The 16,535-nt window shown below is 61.8% G+C and carries 14 protein-coding genes; 10 read left to right on the top strand and 4 right to left on the bottom strand.

What is annotated here, in order from left to right; translation table 11 throughout:
* Positions 1-81: 81 nt before the first annotated feature.
* The gene (gene cobB / locus MA04_RS10720) at positions 82-798 is read right to left on the bottom strand and encodes a Sir2 family NAD+-dependent deacetylase (RefSeq protein ID WP_262460394.1); all 717 of its coding nucleotides are present in this window, start codon (positions 796-798) and stop codon (positions 82-84) included.
* A gap of 21 nt (positions 799-819) precedes the next feature.
* Here cobB and MA04_RS10715 point away from each other — a divergent pair, with 21 nt between their 5' ends.
* Together MA04_RS10715 and MA04_RS10710 are read left to right on the top strand one after the other, a co-directional pair.
* Positions 820-1,191 (top strand): hypothetical protein, encoded by a 372-nt coding sequence (locus MA04_RS10715; RefSeq protein WP_233916693.1) that lies wholly within the window; start codon positions 820-822, stop codon positions 1,189-1,191.
* Between the two features lie 12 nt (positions 1,192-1,203).
* Positions 1,204-2,742 (top strand): bifunctional GNAT family N-acetyltransferase/carbon-nitrogen hydrolase family protein, encoded by a 1,539-nt coding sequence (locus MA04_RS10710; protein WP_262460393.1) that lies wholly within the window; start codon positions 1,204-1,206, stop codon positions 2,740-2,742.
* A 9-nt stretch (positions 2,743-2,751) separates the two neighbouring features.
* On the opposite strand, the gene MA04_RS10705 is transcribed toward MA04_RS10710, so the two are convergent.
* Entirely contained in the window at positions 2,752-3,618 is an 867-nt protein-coding gene (locus tag MA04_RS10705; protein WP_262460392.1) for a LysR substrate-binding domain-containing protein, read from the bottom strand.
* 150 nt (positions 3,619-3,768) lie between these two features.
* Between MA04_RS10705 and MA04_RS10700 the strand changes: the two genes are divergently transcribed.
* Together MA04_RS10700 and MA04_RS10695 are read left to right on the top strand one after the other, a co-directional pair.
* Entirely contained in the window at positions 3,769-3,942 is a 174-nt protein-coding gene (locus MA04_RS10700) for a hypothetical protein (protein ID WP_262460391.1), read from the top strand.
* A gap of 48 nt (positions 3,943-3,990) precedes the next feature.
* Positions 3,991-5,205, top strand: a complete 1,215-nt coding sequence (locus MA04_RS10695) for a hypothetical protein (RefSeq protein ID WP_262460390.1) — start codon at positions 3,991-3,993, stop codon at positions 5,203-5,205.
* Positions 5,206-5,270: 65 nt separating this feature from the next.
* Here MA04_RS10695 and MA04_RS10690 read toward each other — a convergent pair whose 3' ends face one another.
* Positions 5,271-6,926, bottom strand: a complete 1,656-nt coding sequence (locus MA04_RS10690; protein WP_262460389.1) for an electron transfer flavoprotein-ubiquinone oxidoreductase — start codon at positions 6,924-6,926, stop codon at positions 5,271-5,273.
* Between the two features lie 574 nt (positions 6,927-7,500).
* Here MA04_RS10690 and MA04_RS10685 point away from each other — a divergent pair.
* From MA04_RS10685 to MA04_RS10660, 6 genes are all read left to right on the top strand, one after another.
* Complete coding sequence (locus MA04_RS10685; protein WP_014995041.1) at positions 7,501-8,250, top strand: electron transfer flavoprotein subunit beta/FixA family protein; 750 nt, start codon at positions 7,501-7,503, stop codon at positions 8,248-8,250.
* The gene (locus tag MA04_RS10680) at positions 8,250-9,179 is read left to right on the top strand and encodes an electron transfer flavoprotein subunit alpha/FixB family protein (protein ID WP_163124255.1); all 930 of its coding nucleotides are present in this window, start codon (positions 8,250-8,252) and stop codon (positions 9,177-9,179) included. The genes MA04_RS10685 and MA04_RS10680 overlap by 1 nt, the downstream gene beginning before the upstream one ends.
* Positions 9,180-9,446: 267 nt before the next feature.
* On the top strand, positions 9,447-10,886 hold the full coding sequence (locus MA04_RS10675; RefSeq protein WP_262460388.1) for a circularly permuted type 2 ATP-grasp protein: 1,440 nt from the start codon (positions 9,447-9,449) through the stop codon (positions 10,884-10,886).
* Positions 10,880-11,833: an alpha-E domain-containing protein gene (locus MA04_RS10670; RefSeq protein ID WP_262460387.1), complete on the top strand. Its 954-nt coding sequence runs from the start codon at positions 10,880-10,882 to the stop codon at positions 11,831-11,833. The genes MA04_RS10675 and MA04_RS10670 overlap by 7 nt, the downstream gene beginning before the upstream one ends.
* Positions 11,830-12,627, top strand: coding sequence for a transglutaminase family protein (locus MA04_RS10665; RefSeq protein WP_262460386.1), 798 nt, complete (start codon positions 11,830-11,832; stop codon positions 12,625-12,627). The genes MA04_RS10670 and MA04_RS10665 overlap by 4 nt, the downstream gene beginning before the upstream one ends.
* A gap of 16 nt (positions 12,628-12,643) precedes the next feature.
* On the top strand, positions 12,644-13,363 hold the full coding sequence (locus MA04_RS10660; protein WP_262460385.1) for a proteasome-type protease: 720 nt from the start codon (positions 12,644-12,646) through the stop codon (positions 13,361-13,363).
* A 13-nt stretch (positions 13,364-13,376) separates the two neighbouring features.
* Here the strand turns inward: MA04_RS10660 and MA04_RS10655 are convergent, their stop codons facing one another.
* Complete coding sequence (locus tag MA04_RS10655) at positions 13,377-16,535, bottom strand: efflux RND transporter permease subunit (RefSeq protein ID WP_262460384.1); 3,159 nt, start codon at positions 16,533-16,535, stop codon at positions 13,377-13,379.

Below are 16,535 nucleotides of genomic sequence, written 5' to 3'. Positions count from 1 at the left end.
AATCCGTGTCTACTTAAATGGGGCCAGTCCAAGGGCTTCCCGTTACCTGCAACGGCGGCTCGCGTCGCTGTTCCCTGTTCCTTATTCACTGTTAGCTGCCTTAATCAGTTTTTCCACATATTCCGGCACCAGCTGCGTGGCGGGGCCGTGGTGGTGTTCGTGGAAGGCGTTGAGCTGCTCGGAGGGTTCCAGGTTCAGTTCCACCGTATGGGCGCCGTTGGCGCGGGCCTCGGCGACGAAGCCGGCGGCGGGGTAGACGTTGCCGCTGGTGCCGATGCTGATGAACCGCTCACAGCCGGCCAGCGCCGCGTAGATCCGATCCATCTCCAGGGGCATCTCACCGAACCACACCACGTGGGGCCGCAGACAGCCGGGCACCCCGCACAGCGGGCAGGCCAGCCCGGTGCTCAACTCATCGTCCACGGTCACCAGGGCATTGGTGGTGCGGCAGCGGGCTTTGCACAGCTCTCCGTGCATATGGATCAGGTTGCGGCTGCCGGCGCGTTCGTGCAGGTTGTCCACGTTCTGGGTGACCAGCAATACCTGACCGGGCAGGGCGGCTTCCAATCGGGCCAGGGCCTGATGCGCGGAGTTGGGGGCAATGGCCGGGCCGTGCAGTTGCCGGCGCCGCTGATTGTAGAACTGATGCACTTTCACCGGGTCGCGCTGGAAGGCTTCCGGCGTCGCCACTTCCTCGATACGGTGTTCCTCCCACAGGCCACCGTTGTCGCGAAAGGTGCGAATACCGGACTCCGCGGAGATTCCGGCCCCGGTAAGTATTACAATCTTTTCCTGCATGACCCTGACCCATGGAGAATTATGGACACCATTATTGCACAGCAGGAGATTGTGTCCCTGCCGCAGCGCGGCCGGGTCAATCTGTTGCATTTTCACCAGGGCATGGTGCTGCTGGTGGGGGCGGACGCCGTCGGTCTGTACCGTGATCGCGGCTCCGTGGACGACCCGCTGGCCAATGGGTTGATCGGCTACGAGACTATTCCCGACGGGCTGCGGCCGGCTTACCGTGAAGGCGACGGTTATGTGGCGGAACAGGTTTCCGGTTACGTGGCCCTGCACTCCGGTGCCGTGCTGTTCATTCGTCCGGACGGCGTGGCTCTGTATCCTGACGGCCAGAATGCCCTGCGTGACCAGCATCGTTGCTGGCTGATTCCTTTTCCCCCTCTCAGTTGAGCGGAGATCGTCATGGCGGAAGAAAGCACCCGTTTGCGGCTGCGGCAGTTGACCGCGGAAGATTACCCGGCCCTGGCCCGGCTGATGAATCAGGTCTACCACGACATTGGTGGCGCCTGGTCGGAAGACACCATCAAGGCCCTGATCCGTGTGTTCCCGGAAGGGCAGCTGGTGATCGATGACAATGATGAATTGGTGGCGGCGGCCCTGACCATCAAGGTGGACTACGACCGCTTTTCCAATCCGCACCGCTATGAAGACCTGATCACCGACGACAAGATCCGCTCCCACAGCCGCAAAGGGGACGCGCTGTACGGTCTGGATGTGTTTGTTGATCCGGAATATCGCGGCTACCGGCTCGGCCGTCGTCTCTACGAAGCGCGCAAGGAATTGTGCCGTGACGAAAACCTGCGGGCGATTCTCGCCGGAGGACGGTTGCCCGGCTATAACGATCAGGCTGACAAGATGTCGGTGACCGAGTACATCTCCCAGGTGGAAAGCCGGACCATCTATGACCCGATCCTGACTTTCCAGCTGTCCAACGGTTTCGATGTCAAACGGCTGTTGACCAAATACCTGCCCGAGGACGAAAGCTCCCGTGGTTACGCCACGCTGCTGGAATGGGACAACATCCTCTATCAGCCGGATGAGGACGGCGAATGGCCGCGCCGCTCCACTGTGCGTATCGGCGTGGTGCAGCGCCGTATGCGCGCCGCCCGCTCGGTGGAGGACCTGCTCAGTCAGGTCGAGTTCTTCGTCGACTCATTGTCCGATTACCGTGCCGATTTCGCCGTCCTGCCGGAATTTTTCAGCGCGCCGTTGATGGGGCTGAAACCGGAACTCAACTCAGTGGAGGCGGTGCGGTATCTGGCCAGTTTTACCGATGAGGTCCGCGATGCCATGGCGGACATGGCGGTCAGTTACAACATCAACATCATCGGCGGTTCCATGCCGGTGGAAGAGAATGGCCGCATGTACAATGTGGCCTATCTGATGCGCCGCGACGGCTCCGTGGAAGAGCAGCGTAAGATCCACATCACTCCCCATGAACGCAAGGACTGGGCGATCCAGGGCGGCAATGAACTGCGTATCTTCGACACCGATGCCGGCCGTATCGGCATACTGATCTGCTATGACGTGGAGTTCCCGGAGCTGGGCCGGTTGCTGGCGGAGCAGGGCATGGAAATTCTGTTCGTGCCGTTCTGGACCGACACCAAGAATGGCTATCTGCGGGTGCGCCACTGCGCTCAGGCGCGAGCTATCGAAAACGAATGCTACGTGGCCATTTCCGGCAGCATCGGCAATCTGCCCCGGGTGGATAACGTGGATATTCAGTACGCCCAGTCCGCGGTGTTTTCCCCAAGCGATTTCTATTTTCCTCACGACGGCATCATCAGTGAGTCCGTTCCGAATACGGAAATGCTGTTGTTCGCCGATGTGGATCTGGAAAAGCTCAAGCTGCTGCACAGCGAAGGTTCGGTGACCAACCTGCGCGACCGCCGTGGAGATCTGTACGACCTGACCTGGAAGGGGCTCAGAGCGCTGGATTAGCCAGGGAACTTAACGATAATCCCGAAACGCCGCTTTCACCTGCTCCGCCAGGGCGTCATGGGCGGGCCCGGCGGCGCCGCGTACCAGCGCAATCTGGTAGTGGCCCAGCTCAGGCAACCCGGTCTCATTGTCCAGCCGCCGTAACGGCGGTTTCACCAGACTGCGCGGAAACGGTGCCACGGCCAGGTCCGCCAGCATGGCGGCCTCCTGGCCGGCGCAATGTTCGCTGCTGTAGGCGATTCGGTAATCAATGCCGGCGTGATCCAGCGCCGCCAAGGCCACACGGCGCCAGGCACAGCCTTGATTGGCCAGGGACAATGGCAAAGGCCGGCGCTGTACCGCCAAACCGCCATCGCGACCGGCCCAAACCAGCGGTTCGCTGTGCACCACTTCCCCCAGCGTCGGCTCCAGGCCATCGTTCCCCGCGGTCACCAATGTCATGTCCAGATCACCGTCGTTGAGCCGTTGCACCAGATCCACACTGCGCCCGGCCAGCACATCCACCTGTACCGCCGGGTGGGTACGGGCGAAACGCGCCAGCACCCGCGGCAGAATGCGGGTACCGACATCGTCCGGCGAGCCCAGCCGCACCTGGCCGGTCAGCGCCGGCTTAAGAAAATGTCCGACGGTTTCCTCGTTGAGCTTCAGCAGCCGGCGGGCGTAACCGAGCAGCGCCTCGCCCTGGGGCGTGAGCCTCACCTGTCTCGCTTCACGGATGAACAACGGCTGATCCAGCATTTCCTCCAGCCGCTTGATTTGCATGCTCAGGGCGGAGGGTGTGCGATGCACCGTCACCGCCGCACGGCTGAAACCGCCACTTTCGGCGATGGCGACGAAACTCCGGATCACATCGATATCGAGCAACGGCAGGTCCATTGGGGGGGAACTCCGGGATGGATTGGTCACTTTTAATCTTTCAGTTTTATTGAAAGGTAGACGAAGGGTAATTCGTTTGATTGATCAGTGGCAACTCCTCAGTCTGGCGTTGGCCATTCATTGACTGAGCACTCACCAAAGGAGACCGCCATGACCTTCCATGATCCCGTGGAGCACCCCGCCACCGGACGCGACGATGACGGCCCGGTTCCCGAACCCCGGCTGGCCATGCCCGCGATGCCGCCGCTGCGGCTGATTGCCCGGGTCGAGCGGTTCTGGCGCCGCTGGCGCCACGGGGTTGAGCGCAAAGCCGGACGGGCATAGGCTGACGGAACCGCCGTCTCACAAGGGAGACCTCCCGGGAGGCACACCATGGACGCGCCGCGCCCGGCGCGCGTGATCGCCGGACTGATCACCACCGTGACGCTGGAGGCCGGGGCCATGAATTGGCACCAGCCCCAGCCGTGGCGTGCCGATGCAGTAGTGCAGGGGCGCGATCAGGATTACAACAGTGAACGCTTTCTGCATGTGTTCAGTTATCGGCATTTGTCATCAATGGGACCGCTGGAGGATGGCATTCGTGGCACCGCCGGCAGTGTCACCGGCGACCGTCTCTACCTGGACTTCCAATACCGGCAGACCTTTCCCTTCGATAATCCCGACCGGGCCTTCCTGCTCGATGTACAGCGTGGTGAGGATTTCGACGGCGATTTCCAGCGTCAGGTGGTGGGCTTTCGCCAGACACTGGGCGGGCGCTGGCAACTCTCCCTGCGTGGTGACCTGTTTTCCGACAAGTCCCAGACTGATATCTATTTCGGAGTACGCCGGCTGCTGGCCGGTGGCGGCTGGCTGGAAGCCCAGTGGGTGCTGCCGGATGCCTACTTCAATGACAAGACCGGCGGTGACAGCGAGATGCGACGGCGGCCGCATACCCTGTTCCTGCAATGGCACCGGCCCCATGGCGATGGTGCCGTCACCACGGTGTCGCTCAACCATTCACCGCGCTCGGTACTGGATGACCGTGATGAGGGTGTCGAAGTAACCAGTCGCCAGACCCGTCTGGCGCTCTCCCACGGGCGGCGCTGGGGAGGTTGGGGCTGGCGGCTGGATTTGGAAGCCGAGCGTACCCGGCGCCATCACGATCTGGACGAAGTGCCCGGCGGGATACCGTTCGAGCGGGATATGGAAGCGGTGACGCTGTCCGCCACCCGATTGCGGCATCGCTGGCAGCCGGAGCTGGGGGTGCGCTATCTGAGACTGGACGAGAGTGGCTGGTTCGGTCGGGAGGTCAATGACGCCGGGCGGGTCAAGCGGCGCGAGCCACTGCTGTTTTCCAGTCTGAACATCCCTTTGAATGAACGCCACAGACTGCTGCCGGCGCTGTATGTGAGCCGGGCTGGGGTGGAGCAGGACGCTATCGGTGACTGGAGCGAACGGGATGACGATGACTGGATCGGCAAGTTGTCCGTGCCCTGGCAGATCGTGCTAGCGCGGGAACAAGGCGCGGTGTTGACCATTGCGCCCTCGGTACGCCTGCACCGGGCGGCGTTTGGCGGCGGCAACGTGCAGTTGCACTGGCCGTTGTAGGGTCGCGGACACGAAAAAAGGCGCCCCAGGGCGCCTTTTTCATGGGGCCGGAGCCGCCAACTACACTACATATTGGGATAGTTGGGGCCGCCGGTACCTTCCGGAGCCACCCAGTTGATGTTCTGGGTCGGGTCCTTGATGTCGCAGGTCTTGCAGTGCACGCAGTTCTGCGCGTTGATCTGGAAGCGCTTCTCGCCCGAGCTTTCGTCCTCCACCACTTCGTACACGCCGGCCGGGCAGTAGCGTTGCGCCGGTTCGTTGTACTTGGGCAGGTTGTACTCGATCGGGATGCTCGGATCCTTCAACTGCAGATGGCAGGGCTGATCCTCTTCATGGTTGGTGTTGGAGAGGAACACCGAGTCCAGCTTATTGAAGGTGATCTTGCCGTCCGGTTTCGGGTAGTCGATCTTCTTGCACTGATCCGCCGGCTTCAGGGTGTCGTGATCCGGAGTGGTATCGCGCATGGTGATCGGCAGCTTGCCGTTGAACAGGTTGATGTCCACGAAGGCGAAGGCGGAACCGATGAGGTTGCCGAACTTGTGCTGAGCCGGTCCGAAGTTACGCTGCTGGTGCAGCTCTTCGTGAATCCAGCTGTTCTCGAAGGCGTCCTTGTAAGCCACCAGTTCATCGTGGCTCTGGCCGCTCTTGATCGCTTCGGCCAGCAGTTCGGCGGCGATCATGCCGGACTTCATGGCGGTGTGGGAGCCTTTGATCTTGGCGAAGTTCAGGGTGCCGGCGTCACAGCCCACCAGCAGACCGCCGGGGAAGGTCATCTTCGGCAGGGATTGCAGGCCGCCCTTGGCGATGGCGCGAGCGCCATAGCTGAGACGTTTGCCGCCTTCCAGGAATTGCTTGATTTCCGGATGGGTCTTCCAGCGCTGCATCTCATCGAATGGAGAGACATGCGGGTTGGAGTAGGCCAGATCGGTGATCAGACCCAGGGTGACCTGATTGTCCTCAAGGTGATAGAGGAAGCCACCGCCCGGAGATCCGGACTCGGTCAGCGGCCAGCCAGCGGTGTGTACCACCAGGCCCTTACGGTGCTTGGACGGATCGATTTCCCACAGCTCCTTGATGCCGATGCCGTAGTGTTGGGGATCCGTGCCTTCGCGCAGATTGAATTTTTCCATCAGCTGCTTGCCGAGATGGCCGCGGCAGCCTTCGGAGAAAACGGTGTACTTGGCGTGCAGCTCCATGCCCGGCATGTAGCTGTCTTTTTTCTCGCCGTTGTGGTCGATGCCGAAATCGCCGGTGGCGATGCCTTTTACCGAACCATCTTCGTTATAGAGGATTTCGCTGGCGGCGAACCCCGGGAAGATCTCGATGCCCAGGCCCTCGGCCTGTTCCGCCAGCCAACGGCAGACGTTGCCCAGGGAAACAACATAGTTGCCCTCGTTGTGCATGGTCTTCGGCACGAACAGGTTGGGCACTTTGGAGCCTTTCTCGGCACCGGTGAGATAGAAGATTTCATCATCGGTGACGGGAGCGTTCAGGGGCGCGCCCAGTTCCTTCCAATTGGGGAACAGTTCATTCAGGGCACGAGGTTCCAGTACCGCACCAGAAAGAATATGTGCGCCGACTTCGGAACCTTTTTCCACTACGACCACACTGAGTTCCTGACCGCTTTCCTGGGCGATCTGACCCAGACGGCAGGCGGTTGCGAGACCGGACGGACCGGCGCCGACGATGACAACGTCGACTTCCATAGATTCGCGTTCCACAGCCTGTCTCCTAACTATCGGTTGCGTTACAGCCCTTCTGCTGGGGCCGGTCGGGAACCCCCGAGCCCTGCACCACGTTGTTCGGTGCCGGGTTCGGCGCACATTGTTCCGGGCCTTGGTATGGCCGGCCAGTCGCTGCGGGCCTTATGGGCCGGCAAGACATAGAGCGCTGTTCAGAGGTTCGGGCGCCTGCATCCGCCACCGTATAAACCGGGCGGGGGCAGGCCTTGGGGTGCGCGGAGTATATAAGCATCAGCTATATTCCACCACTTTCGGAATGGTTTTCCCGTATTAATTCAAACGATCGTTTGGATTATCGTCGGATCAGTGGAAATGGGCAAGGGCAGGGGAGACGAAGCAACCCGGTCGTTATTGCCGGGATGACCGCAAGGTCATGAAAAATGGACGAAAATTGGTGTCTATTTGCAACAAAATCATCCGGTTACGATTTTCCGGCCTATTGACCTCGTTCCGGTCAGAGTTCAAGATAGCCGCTCTCTCGCGGGGGTGGACCCGGTAACGGCGTCGTCTCGCCTCCTTCTACAAGTCATCAGTGGAACATTCCGAGGATCCTATGAAGGTTCTTGTACCCATCAAGCGAGTCGTTGACTACAACGTTAAGGTTCGCGTGAAGGCAGACAACTCCGGTGTTGATCTCGCCAATGTGAAAATGGCCATGAACCCCTTCTGTGAAATCGCTGTGGAAGAAGCGGTACGGCTGAAGGAAAAAGGCGTGGTTACCGAGATCGTTGCCGTGTCCATCGGTCCCAAGGCCGCCCAGGAACAACTGCGTACCGCCATGGCGCTGGGCGCGGACCGTTCGATTCTGGTGGAAACCGACGAGGAAGTTCAGCCTCTGGGTATCGCCAAGGCCCTCAAAGCCATCGTTGATGAAGAAAAGCCGGAGTTGGTCATCCTCGGCAAACAGGCCATCGACGGTGACAACAACCAGACCGGTCAGATGCTGGCGGCCCTGGCCGGCATGCCGCAAGGCACCTTCGCTTCCGAAGTGAACGTGGCCGACGGCAAGGTGAAAGTGACCCGTGAAATCGACGGCGGTCTGCAAACCGTTGAGCTGAGCCTGCCGGCGGTAGTGACCACCGACCTGCGCCTCAACGAGCCGCGCTACGCTTCCCTGCCGAACATCATGAAAGCCAAGAAGAAGCCGCTGGACGTGAAAGCCCCGGCTGATCTGGGCGTTGACCTGACTCCGCGCGTCACCACCGAGAAGGTGGAAATGCCGCCGGAACGCAGTGCCGGTGTCAAGGTGGGCTCCGTTGATGAGCTGGTGGATAAACTGAAAAACGAAGCGAAGGTGATCTGATGAGTGTTTTAGTCTACGCCGAACACGATAACGCTACGCTCAGCAAGGTTACCCTGAGCGTGGTTGCCGCCGCCAAGGAGATCGGTGGCGACATCACCGTCCTGGTTGCCGGTAAAGGTTGTGGCGCCGTGGCTGAAGCGGCCGCCAAGGTTGATGGCGTAAGCAAAGTGCTGTGCGCCGACAACGACGCCTATGAGCACCAGCTGGCGGAAAACATCGCTGACCTGGTGGTTGAGCTGGCCGGGGACTACAGCCACATCCTGGCTGCCGCCACCACCACCGGCAAGAACTTCGCGCCGCGCGTGGCCGCTCTGCTGGACGCTCCGCAGATCTCCGAAATCTCCGACGTGGTCGACGGCGACACCTTCAAGCGTCCGATCTACGCCGGTAACGCCATCGCCACGGTGAAATGCGCCGACGCCAAGAAAGTGCTCACCGTGCGTGGCACCTCCTTCGACGGCGTTGCCGAGGAAGGCGGTTCCGCCAGCGTTGAGAACGTTGATGTGGTCAAGGACGCCGGTATCTCCTCCTTCGTGGGCGAGGAACTGGCCAAGTCCGACCGTCCGGAGCTGACCAGCGCCGACATCGTGATCTCCGGTGGGCGCGGCATGGGCAACGGCGACAACTTCGAAATCCTCTACAAAGTGGCCGACAAGCTTGGCGCCGCCGTGGGTGCATCCCGCGCCGCCGTTGACGCCGGTTTCGTGCCGAACGACATGCAGGTGGGTCAAACCGGTAAGATCGTTGCCCCGAACCTGTACATTGCCGTCGGTATCTCCGGTGCCATCCAGCACTTGGCGGGCATGAAGGATTCCAAAGTGATCGTGGCCATCAACAAAGACGAAGAAGCCCCTATCTTCCAGGTGGCGGACTACGGTCTGGTGGCGGATCTGTTCGAAGCGGTACCGGAGCTCGATAGCAAGCTCTGAACACTCGCATTCGAAGATGTCCTCTGGAAAGCCCGGCCTGGTGTCGGGCTTTCTGCTTTTGGGGCGGGGGAATCCATTGCCCTGCTGGCGAAGCCTTGCCGTGCCCCGATTTGGTGCCCCAAGGTCGGCCTGCTTCAGCATGGATCGCAGTCTTGCGCCATGCCGGGGCGGATGCCCCTGAATTCTTTGTCCCCGAATTGGCATATCCCTTGCTGAGCCTGTTGCTATCCCCGTCGTTGGGGAAAGGGCCACAGGGAATAACGCGCCATGCAGTCGATTACACCGCCGGCGGTGTCCGGCTTTGATGAGATGTTCGCCAGGGAAGGGGCGGTTCGTCCCCACTATTCCAGTTATCACGGCTGGTTGTTGGGGCAGTCCAATGAGCTCCTGCACCGCAAGCGTCAGGAAGCCGAGCTGCTGTTCCACCGGGTCGGTATCACCTTCAATGTCTACGGTGAGGAGAGTGGCGCGGAGAGGCTGATTCCTTTTGACGTGGTCCCCCGCATTATCCCTGAACAGGAATGGCGCCACCTGGAGCAGGGCACGGCCCAGCGGGTGAGGGCACTGAACCAATTCCTCGATGATATTTACCACGGCCAGGAGATCATCCGTGCTGGCCGCATTCCCGCCGACCAGATCTATGGCAACGCCCATTACCAGCCCTGCATGCAGGATGTGGATCTGCCCAACCAGGTGTACAGCCACGTCAGCGGCGTGGACCTGATCCGCGACGGTGAGGGAACCTGGTATGTCCTGGAGGACAACCTGCGTACCCCGTCCGGAGTCAGCTATATGATCGAAAACCGGCGGGTGATGATGCGGTTATTCCCGGAGTTGTTCGCCGGGCAATCGGTGGCGCCGGTGGAGCACTATCCATCGCTGTTGCTGGATACCCTGCAGCACAGCAGCGCCGTCGCCTATCCCACGGTGGTGCTGCTGACCCCGGGCCGTTTCAACAGCGCCTACTTCGAGCACGCCTTTCTGGCGCAGCAGATGGGGATCGAGTTGGTGGAGGGGGCGGATCTGTTCGTCAAGGATGGCTTCGTCTACATGCGCACCACCGCCGGGCCGCAACGGGTGGACGTGATCTATCGCCGTATTGATGACGACTTTCTCGACCCTCTGGCGTTCAATCCGGACTCCATGCTGGGGGTGCCCGGCCTGCTGTCGGTGTACCGGCAGGGTAAGGTGGTGCTGGCCAACGCCATCGGCTCCGGGGTCGGCGATGACAAGTCCATCTATCCTTATGTCCCCGAGATGATCCGCTTCTATCTGGGTGAGGAGCCGATTCTGGAGAACGTTCCAACCCGGCTATGCCGCCGTCCGGAGGATCTCCAGTACGTATTGGAGCATCTGCCGGAACTGGTGGTGAAGGAGGTCCACGGCGCCGGCGGTTACGGCATGCTGGTGGGGCCGGCGGCCAGCCGCGAGGAGATCGACAGTTTCCGTCAGCGTCTGCGGGCACGGCCCGACAATTACATCGCCCAGCCGACCCTGTCGCTGTCCACTTGCCCGATCTTCGTCGAGCAGGGCATCGCGCCCCGGCATATCGATTTGCGCCCATTCGTGCTCAGTGACGGCCGTGCCACCCGCATGGTGCCTGGCGGTCTCACGCGGGTGGCAATGAATGCCGGTTCGCTGGTGGTGAACTCGTCCCAGGGGGGCGGCACCAAGGACACCTGGGTGGTGGAGGCGCCGTCATGTTGAGTCGCACCGCCTCCGACCTGTATTGGTTGTCCCGTCTGGTTGAGCGGGCCGAGAACACCGCTCGCATGCTCGACGTGGCCTGGAATCTGTCGATGATGCCGTTCGTCGCCAATCCCCGCGATGAGATGATGGCGCCGTTGATGATCTCGGGCACGCATGAGCTGTATATGAGCCGGCACGATGACGTCCAGGTGCGCGAGGTACTGCATTTCTTCACCCTGGATCAGGACAATCCCGGCAGCATATTCAACTGCCTGCGTCTGGCGCGGGAAAACGGCCACGCGGTGCGTGGCAAGATCACCGCCGAGATGTGGGAAAGCATCAACAGTACCTGGCTGGAGTTGAAGGAGATTCGCCGCGGTGGCCTGGATCAATACGGCGCCAGCGCCTTTTTTGATTGGGTGAAAAAGCGCTCCCACCTGTTCCGTGGCGCCACCTACGGCACCATCATGCGCAATGACGCCTTTCGTTTTCTGCGCATTGGCACCTTCATTGAACGGGCCGATAACACGGCCCGTATCCTCGATGTGAAATACCAGATCGGAACTCTCTACGGGAGTCACCACGGCGTTCCCTCCGGCGGTGACGCCATGGACTTCTATCGCTGGCACGCCTTGCTGCATTCGGTGGGGGCTTATGAGTCCTATCGCGAGCTATACAGCGAGGCCATTAATGCCGACCGGGTAGCGGAGTTGCTGGTTCTCGGCGCCGAGGTGCCACGCTCGTTGCGCTCGTGCATGCAAATGCTGTGCGAGTTGCTCCCGGCGATTGAGGGACAGACCGGGCAGACCGCCAAGCGCCTGGCGGCGGTGCAGTTCGCGCGGCTGCAGTACGGTGATCTGGAACATGTGCTGGACACCGGTTTGCACGATTACCTGACGGACTTTCTGCGTCGTATCAATGAGCTGGCGGATACCATCCGCGAGGAATATCTGGAGGTCGTATGAAACTGTCGATTCGACACAGCACCGAATACCGCTATTCCGAGCAAGTGCTGCACAGTACGCAGTATTTGCGGCTGACGCCTCGTCCGTCAGCGCGGCAGCGTATCCTGCACTGGCATCTGGACATGCCGGAGCCGGCCAGCGAGGCCTCCGATGGCTTCGGCAATATTCTGCACGTGCTGACCCTGGACCAGCCCCACGAGGCCATACACCTCACCGCCACTGGCGAAGTGGAAATCGAGGGCGAGGACCGTGAGGATGACGACACCCGGATTTCCCCTCTGGTTTACTGCCGTTATTCTCCGTTTACCCGCCCTGATTCGTTGCTCCACGAACTGGCCCGGAGCCATCAGCGCGCCGCCGGGACCTTGACCAATCTTGAGGGGCTGAGCGAAACCATCCTGTCGAGAATGCCGTTTACTCCCGGCGTCACCGATGTGTCCAGCACCGCCGCCGAGGCTTATCGGTTAAGGAAGGGGGTGTGCCAGGACCATACCCATGTGTTTTTGTCCTGCTGCCGGGCCTTGGGGATTCCCGCCCGTTACGTCAGCGGCTATCTTTACAGCGATGATTCCGAGCACGTCGCCAGCCATGCCTGGGCCGAGGTCTGGTTCGATGAACGCTGGCACACTTTTGACGTGACCAATCAGACCCGCCGTCCGAGACGCCATCTGAAGCTGGCGGTGGGCTTCGACTATCTGGACGCCTGCCCGGTACGCGGCGTCCGTTACGGCGGTGGAGTGGAATCCCTGCGCGCGGCGGCCCTGGTGCGACAGACCGGCGCCGGGGACCAGTGACCGCGCGGAGAAACCGATGACTTATTGCGTCGCCATGCGCCTGGAACAAGGGCTGGTGTTCGCCGCGGACTCGCGGACCAACGCCGGCGTGGATCAGATCGCCACGTTTCGCAAACTGCACACCTTCCCGGTGTCCGGGGAGCGTCTGGTGGTTCTGCTCAGCGCCGGCAACCTGGCCACCACGCAGAGCGTGGTCAGTCTGCTGCGCATGCGTCTGGACAGCGACCGGCCCAATCTCAACGGCGTCGGTTCGCTGTACGATGTGGCGGCCATTGTCGGTGCCACCAGCCGCGAAGTGCGTCAGCGCGACGCCGGCCAGACGCAGGGTTCGGTGGATTTCGGCAGCAGCTTCATCGTCGGGGGACAGATTCGCGGTGAAGCGCCGCGTCTGTTTCTGGTTTACCCGGAAGGTAATTTCATCGAGTGCACGGCGGACACGCCGTACTTTCAGATCGGTGAGACCAAGTACGGCAAGCCGATCATTGATCGGGTGGTGGATTACCGTACTTCCCTGGACGATGGCATCAAGTGCGCCTTGCTGAGTATCGATTCCACCCTTCGTTCCAACCTGTCCGTGGGCTTGCCCCTGGATATTCTCAAGTATCCCCGCGACAGCTTTGATGACCATCTTCACTATGATGTGGATGAGCATCACGAGGGCTTCCGGGCGTTGGGCGAGGCCTGGTCCCAGGCTTTGCGTGGCGCCTTCCAGGCGATGCCGGACATGCAATGGTAGGGGCGGTTTTTCCTTACCTTCTCGTCGCAAGGCGACTCCCGCGACGGCGCAGCCGCATACCGAAACGCTCCTTCATCACCAGCGTCGTCACCATCAGGCTGGGCAGGAAAGTCAGCGTGACCACCGTGGAAAACGCGATACCGAACATCACAATGGCGCCCAGGCCGCGATAGAGTTCGGTGCCTGCTCCGGGGATCAACACCAGCGGCGCGATGCCAAAGATGGTGGTCAGGCTGGACATCAGGATCGCCCGCAGGCGTGTGTGCACCGCATCGTCGACCGCCACGGCGATCGATTCGGCGCCTTCCTCCAGGCGCTTGTAGGCTTCCTGCACGATCAGAATCGGGTTGTTGACGACGGCGCCAAGCAGTACCAGGAAGCCCAGTAGCGTGATCATGTCGAACGGCTGGTGAATGCCGAAGGCGGCGCCGACGCTGTTGAGTATCGCCAGCCCGAGGATCCCGCCAGCTAGGCCCAGGGGAATCGTGGCCATGACCAACAGCGGCCGGCCCCAGTGGCGAAAGATGGCCACCAACATCAGGTAGCACAGCAGCACGGCGATGATGAAATTGCCCGAGACCGCTTCGCGGGTGGCCTGCAACTGGTCGCTGGCACCGGTGATGCCGACCGAGACGCCGTGGGGAATCTCGCCGGCGACGCGCATGGCCTCGATCAGTTCGGTGCGCACGCGTTCGACACCGGTTTCCAGCGCCACCGAACGTGGCGGCACGATGTTCAGCGTGACCGTGCGGCGGCCATCCAGTCGGCGAATGCTGTCCGTGTCGACGGAATCGTGCAGATCGGCCAGCGCCGAAAGCGGCAGTACCGCACCGTCCGGTGTGGCGACGGGCAGGTCGCGCAGGCGGTCCGCCCGCTGCTCGCTGCCGGCGCTGCTGAACAGGTAGATATCGACCCGGCGGTCGTCCAGGATCATCTCGTCGGCGAAGGCGCCATCGCTCAGAGCCGCCACTGAGTAGCCAAAGCGCTCCGCGTCCAGGCCGACCTCAGCCAGGCGTTCCCAGCGCGGCCGCACCTCCAGCAGCGACTGGTCCAGACTGAGTGAGCCGGGCTCGGAGCCGATCTGCGCGCCGTCGAACAGCACCCCCGCGCGGGCGTACGCGAGGCCGGCGACCTGATAGATCCGAGCAAGATCGGAACCGGAGATGTTCACGTTGATGCTGCGCGTTCCGCCGTCGTTACTGGAGATGATGGAACCGCGCGAGGCGAACGCGCGCATACCCGGCCAGGCGGTGAAGCGCGCCTCCAGTGCCCCCATCAAGGCTTCCACGTCGGCCGGGTCCTTGGGATCGGTGATCACGTTGATGCCTTGGGCGTCGACGAATAGGGCGAAGAACCGCAGTGCGGGCATGTCCGTCTCGTCACTGTGGAAGCGCGCCGGTTGGTCTTCAAGACGTTGCCGCAGCTCCGGGATCAGCTCCCGCGCAATGCCCTCCATCTCCGTCAGGTTGTAGCCCGGTGGTGCGATCATGCGCGAAAAGATTCGCGCCTCTTCTCCTTCCGGCAGGTATTCCGCTGGTGGTGTCAGCCACACCACGGCCAATACCGACGCGCACAGCGTTCCGACCAGAATCGCCCCGCGGCGCTGCGGACTGCCATGGATCCTGGCGATCCAGCGACCGATTCGGTCAAGGGCACCGTCGTTGGCGGAGTCGCTGGGCGCCAACGACGGCAGCAGCCGCGCGGCCATGGTCGGCAGCACCGTCACCGCGACCGCCATCGAGGCCAGGATGGAGGTGGAAATGGCAATCGCGATATCCGAGTAGAGTTGCCCGGCTTCCTCCTGGATGAACAACGTGGGGGCAAACACCAGAACGGAGGTCAGTGTGCTTGCGATCACGGCTGTCCAGACCCGGCGCACCCCGGCCACGGCGGCGTCGAAGGGTTTCAGGCCACGTCGTCGCGCCTGGTCGATGCTTTCCAGTACCACGATGGTGTTGTCCAGCGTCATACCGATGGCAAACGCCACGCCGGCCAATGAGATGACATTCAGCGTGCGCCCCGCCAGCAGCAGACCGATGAAGGCCGCGATGGTACAGATCGGGACGGCGACCACCCCCACCAAGGTGCTGCGCGCCGAGCGCAGAAAGGCGTACATCACCAGGGTCGCCAGCAGCGTGCCGAGCAGAAGATTACGCCAGACGTTGGCGACCGAATCCTCGACGTAGCGTGCGTCCTCGTTGACCAAGGTCATTTCCAGACCCAGCGGCGCCAGGGTTTCGGCGCTGATCGCCTCGACCTCCGGCAGCACGGCGTACTTGGTCTGGATGACATTCGAACCGGTCTCGCGGCGCACCGCCAGGATCAGCGAAGGCTGGCCGTTGTAGAAAGCCCGGGAGCGTAGTTCGTGGTGGCTGAGCTGGATCTCTGCGAGGTCGGACAACCGCACCAGGGCGCCGTGCCGCTCGGCGACGATCAAGTCGCCCATGTCGGTGGGTGCGCTGAAGCGGCCGAGCGTACGCACCATCACGCTGCGTTTACCGCTGTCCAGATCGCCCGCCGAGCGGTCGACGTTGCGTGCCTGCAGCGCATTGCGTACATCGGTCATGTCCAGTCCGCGTTCGGCCAGACGGTGCGGATCGACCTCCACACGGACTTGCCGTTCCTCCGCGCCCCTGATCTCCACCAGCGACACACCGACAACGCGCTCCAGGCGTGGCCGCACCTCATCTTCCAGAAAGTTGCGTATCATCGCCAGATCGGGCTGAATCCGGCTGTCCGCCCGCGGCCCGATGCGGAAATACATGAAGGGTTCGTCCGAGGACGAAATCGTCGTCAGGGCGGGGGCATCGACATTCTCGGGGTAGCCGGACACCTGGCTGAGTGCGTTGTTGGTACGGATCAACGCCTCATTGATGTCGACTCCGAAGGGAAATTCCAGCTCGATGGTTGCCTGTCCGATACTGGCGGTGGAAACCATGCGTCGCAGATTGGGCAGTGTCCGCAGATACTGCTCCTGCTCGATCAGGATCTCCTGCTCCACGTCCCTTGGAGACGCCCCCGGCCAGCGCGTCTCCACGCTGATGGTGCGCACTTCCAGATCGGGAATCATCTGCACCGGCACGCGCAGCGCGGCACTGATCCCCAGCACGCACAGGATCAGAACGGCGACGGCGATCAGAGTGCTGTGCTGGAGAACACGATCAAATCCCAT

The sequence above is a fragment of the Alloalcanivorax balearicus MACL04 genome (assembly GCF_025532145.1).
Classification (GTDB): Bacteria; Pseudomonadota; Gammaproteobacteria; order Pseudomonadales; family Alcanivoracaceae; genus Alloalcanivorax; species Alloalcanivorax balearicus.
This window is presented reverse-complemented; position numbering and strand designations above follow the sequence as displayed.

What these genes read in the sequence shown, in the direction of transcription:
- MA04_RS10655 (WP_262460384.1), bottom strand. Translation starts at nt 16,535, where the DNA reads ATGGGATTTGATCGTGTTCTCCAGCACAGCACTCTGATCGCCGTCGCC.
- MA04_RS10670 (WP_262460387.1), top strand. Translation starts at nt 10,880, where the DNA reads ATGTTGAGTCGCACCGCCTCCGACCTGTATTGGTTGTCCCGTCTGGTT.
- MA04_RS10710 (WP_262460393.1), top strand. Translation starts at nt 1,204, where the DNA reads ATGGCGGAAGAAAGCACCCGTTTGCGGCTGCGGCAGTTGACCGCGGAA.
- MA04_RS10695 (WP_262460390.1), top strand. Translation starts at nt 3,991, where the DNA reads ATGGACGCGCCGCGCCCGGCGCGCGTGATCGCCGGACTGATCACCACC.
- MA04_RS10680 (WP_163124255.1), top strand. Translation starts at nt 8,250, where the DNA reads ATGAGTGTTTTAGTCTACGCCGAACACGATAACGCTACGCTCAGCAAG.
- MA04_RS10665 (WP_262460386.1), top strand. Translation starts at nt 11,830, where the DNA reads ATGAAACTGTCGATTCGACACAGCACCGAATACCGCTATTCCGAGCAA.
- cobB (WP_262460394.1), bottom strand. Translation starts at nt 798, where the DNA reads ATGCAGGAAAAGATTGTAATACTTACCGGGGCCGGAATCTCCGCGGAG.
- MA04_RS10700 (WP_262460391.1), top strand. Translation starts at nt 3,769, where the DNA reads ATGACCTTCCATGATCCCGTGGAGCACCCCGCCACCGGACGCGACGAT.
- MA04_RS10660 (WP_262460385.1), top strand. Translation starts at nt 12,644, where the DNA reads ATGACTTATTGCGTCGCCATGCGCCTGGAACAAGGGCTGGTGTTCGCC.
- MA04_RS10705 (WP_262460392.1), bottom strand. Translation starts at nt 3,618, where the DNA reads ATGGACCTGCCGTTGCTCGATATCGATGTGATCCGGAGTTTCGTCGCC.
- MA04_RS10715 (WP_233916693.1), top strand. Translation starts at nt 820, where the DNA reads ATGGACACCATTATTGCACAGCAGGAGATTGTGTCCCTGCCGCAGCGC.
- MA04_RS10675 (WP_262460388.1), top strand. Translation starts at nt 9,447, where the DNA reads ATGCAGTCGATTACACCGCCGGCGGTGTCCGGCTTTGATGAGATGTTC.
- MA04_RS10685 (WP_014995041.1), top strand. Translation starts at nt 7,501, where the DNA reads ATGAAGGTTCTTGTACCCATCAAGCGAGTCGTTGACTACAACGTTAAG.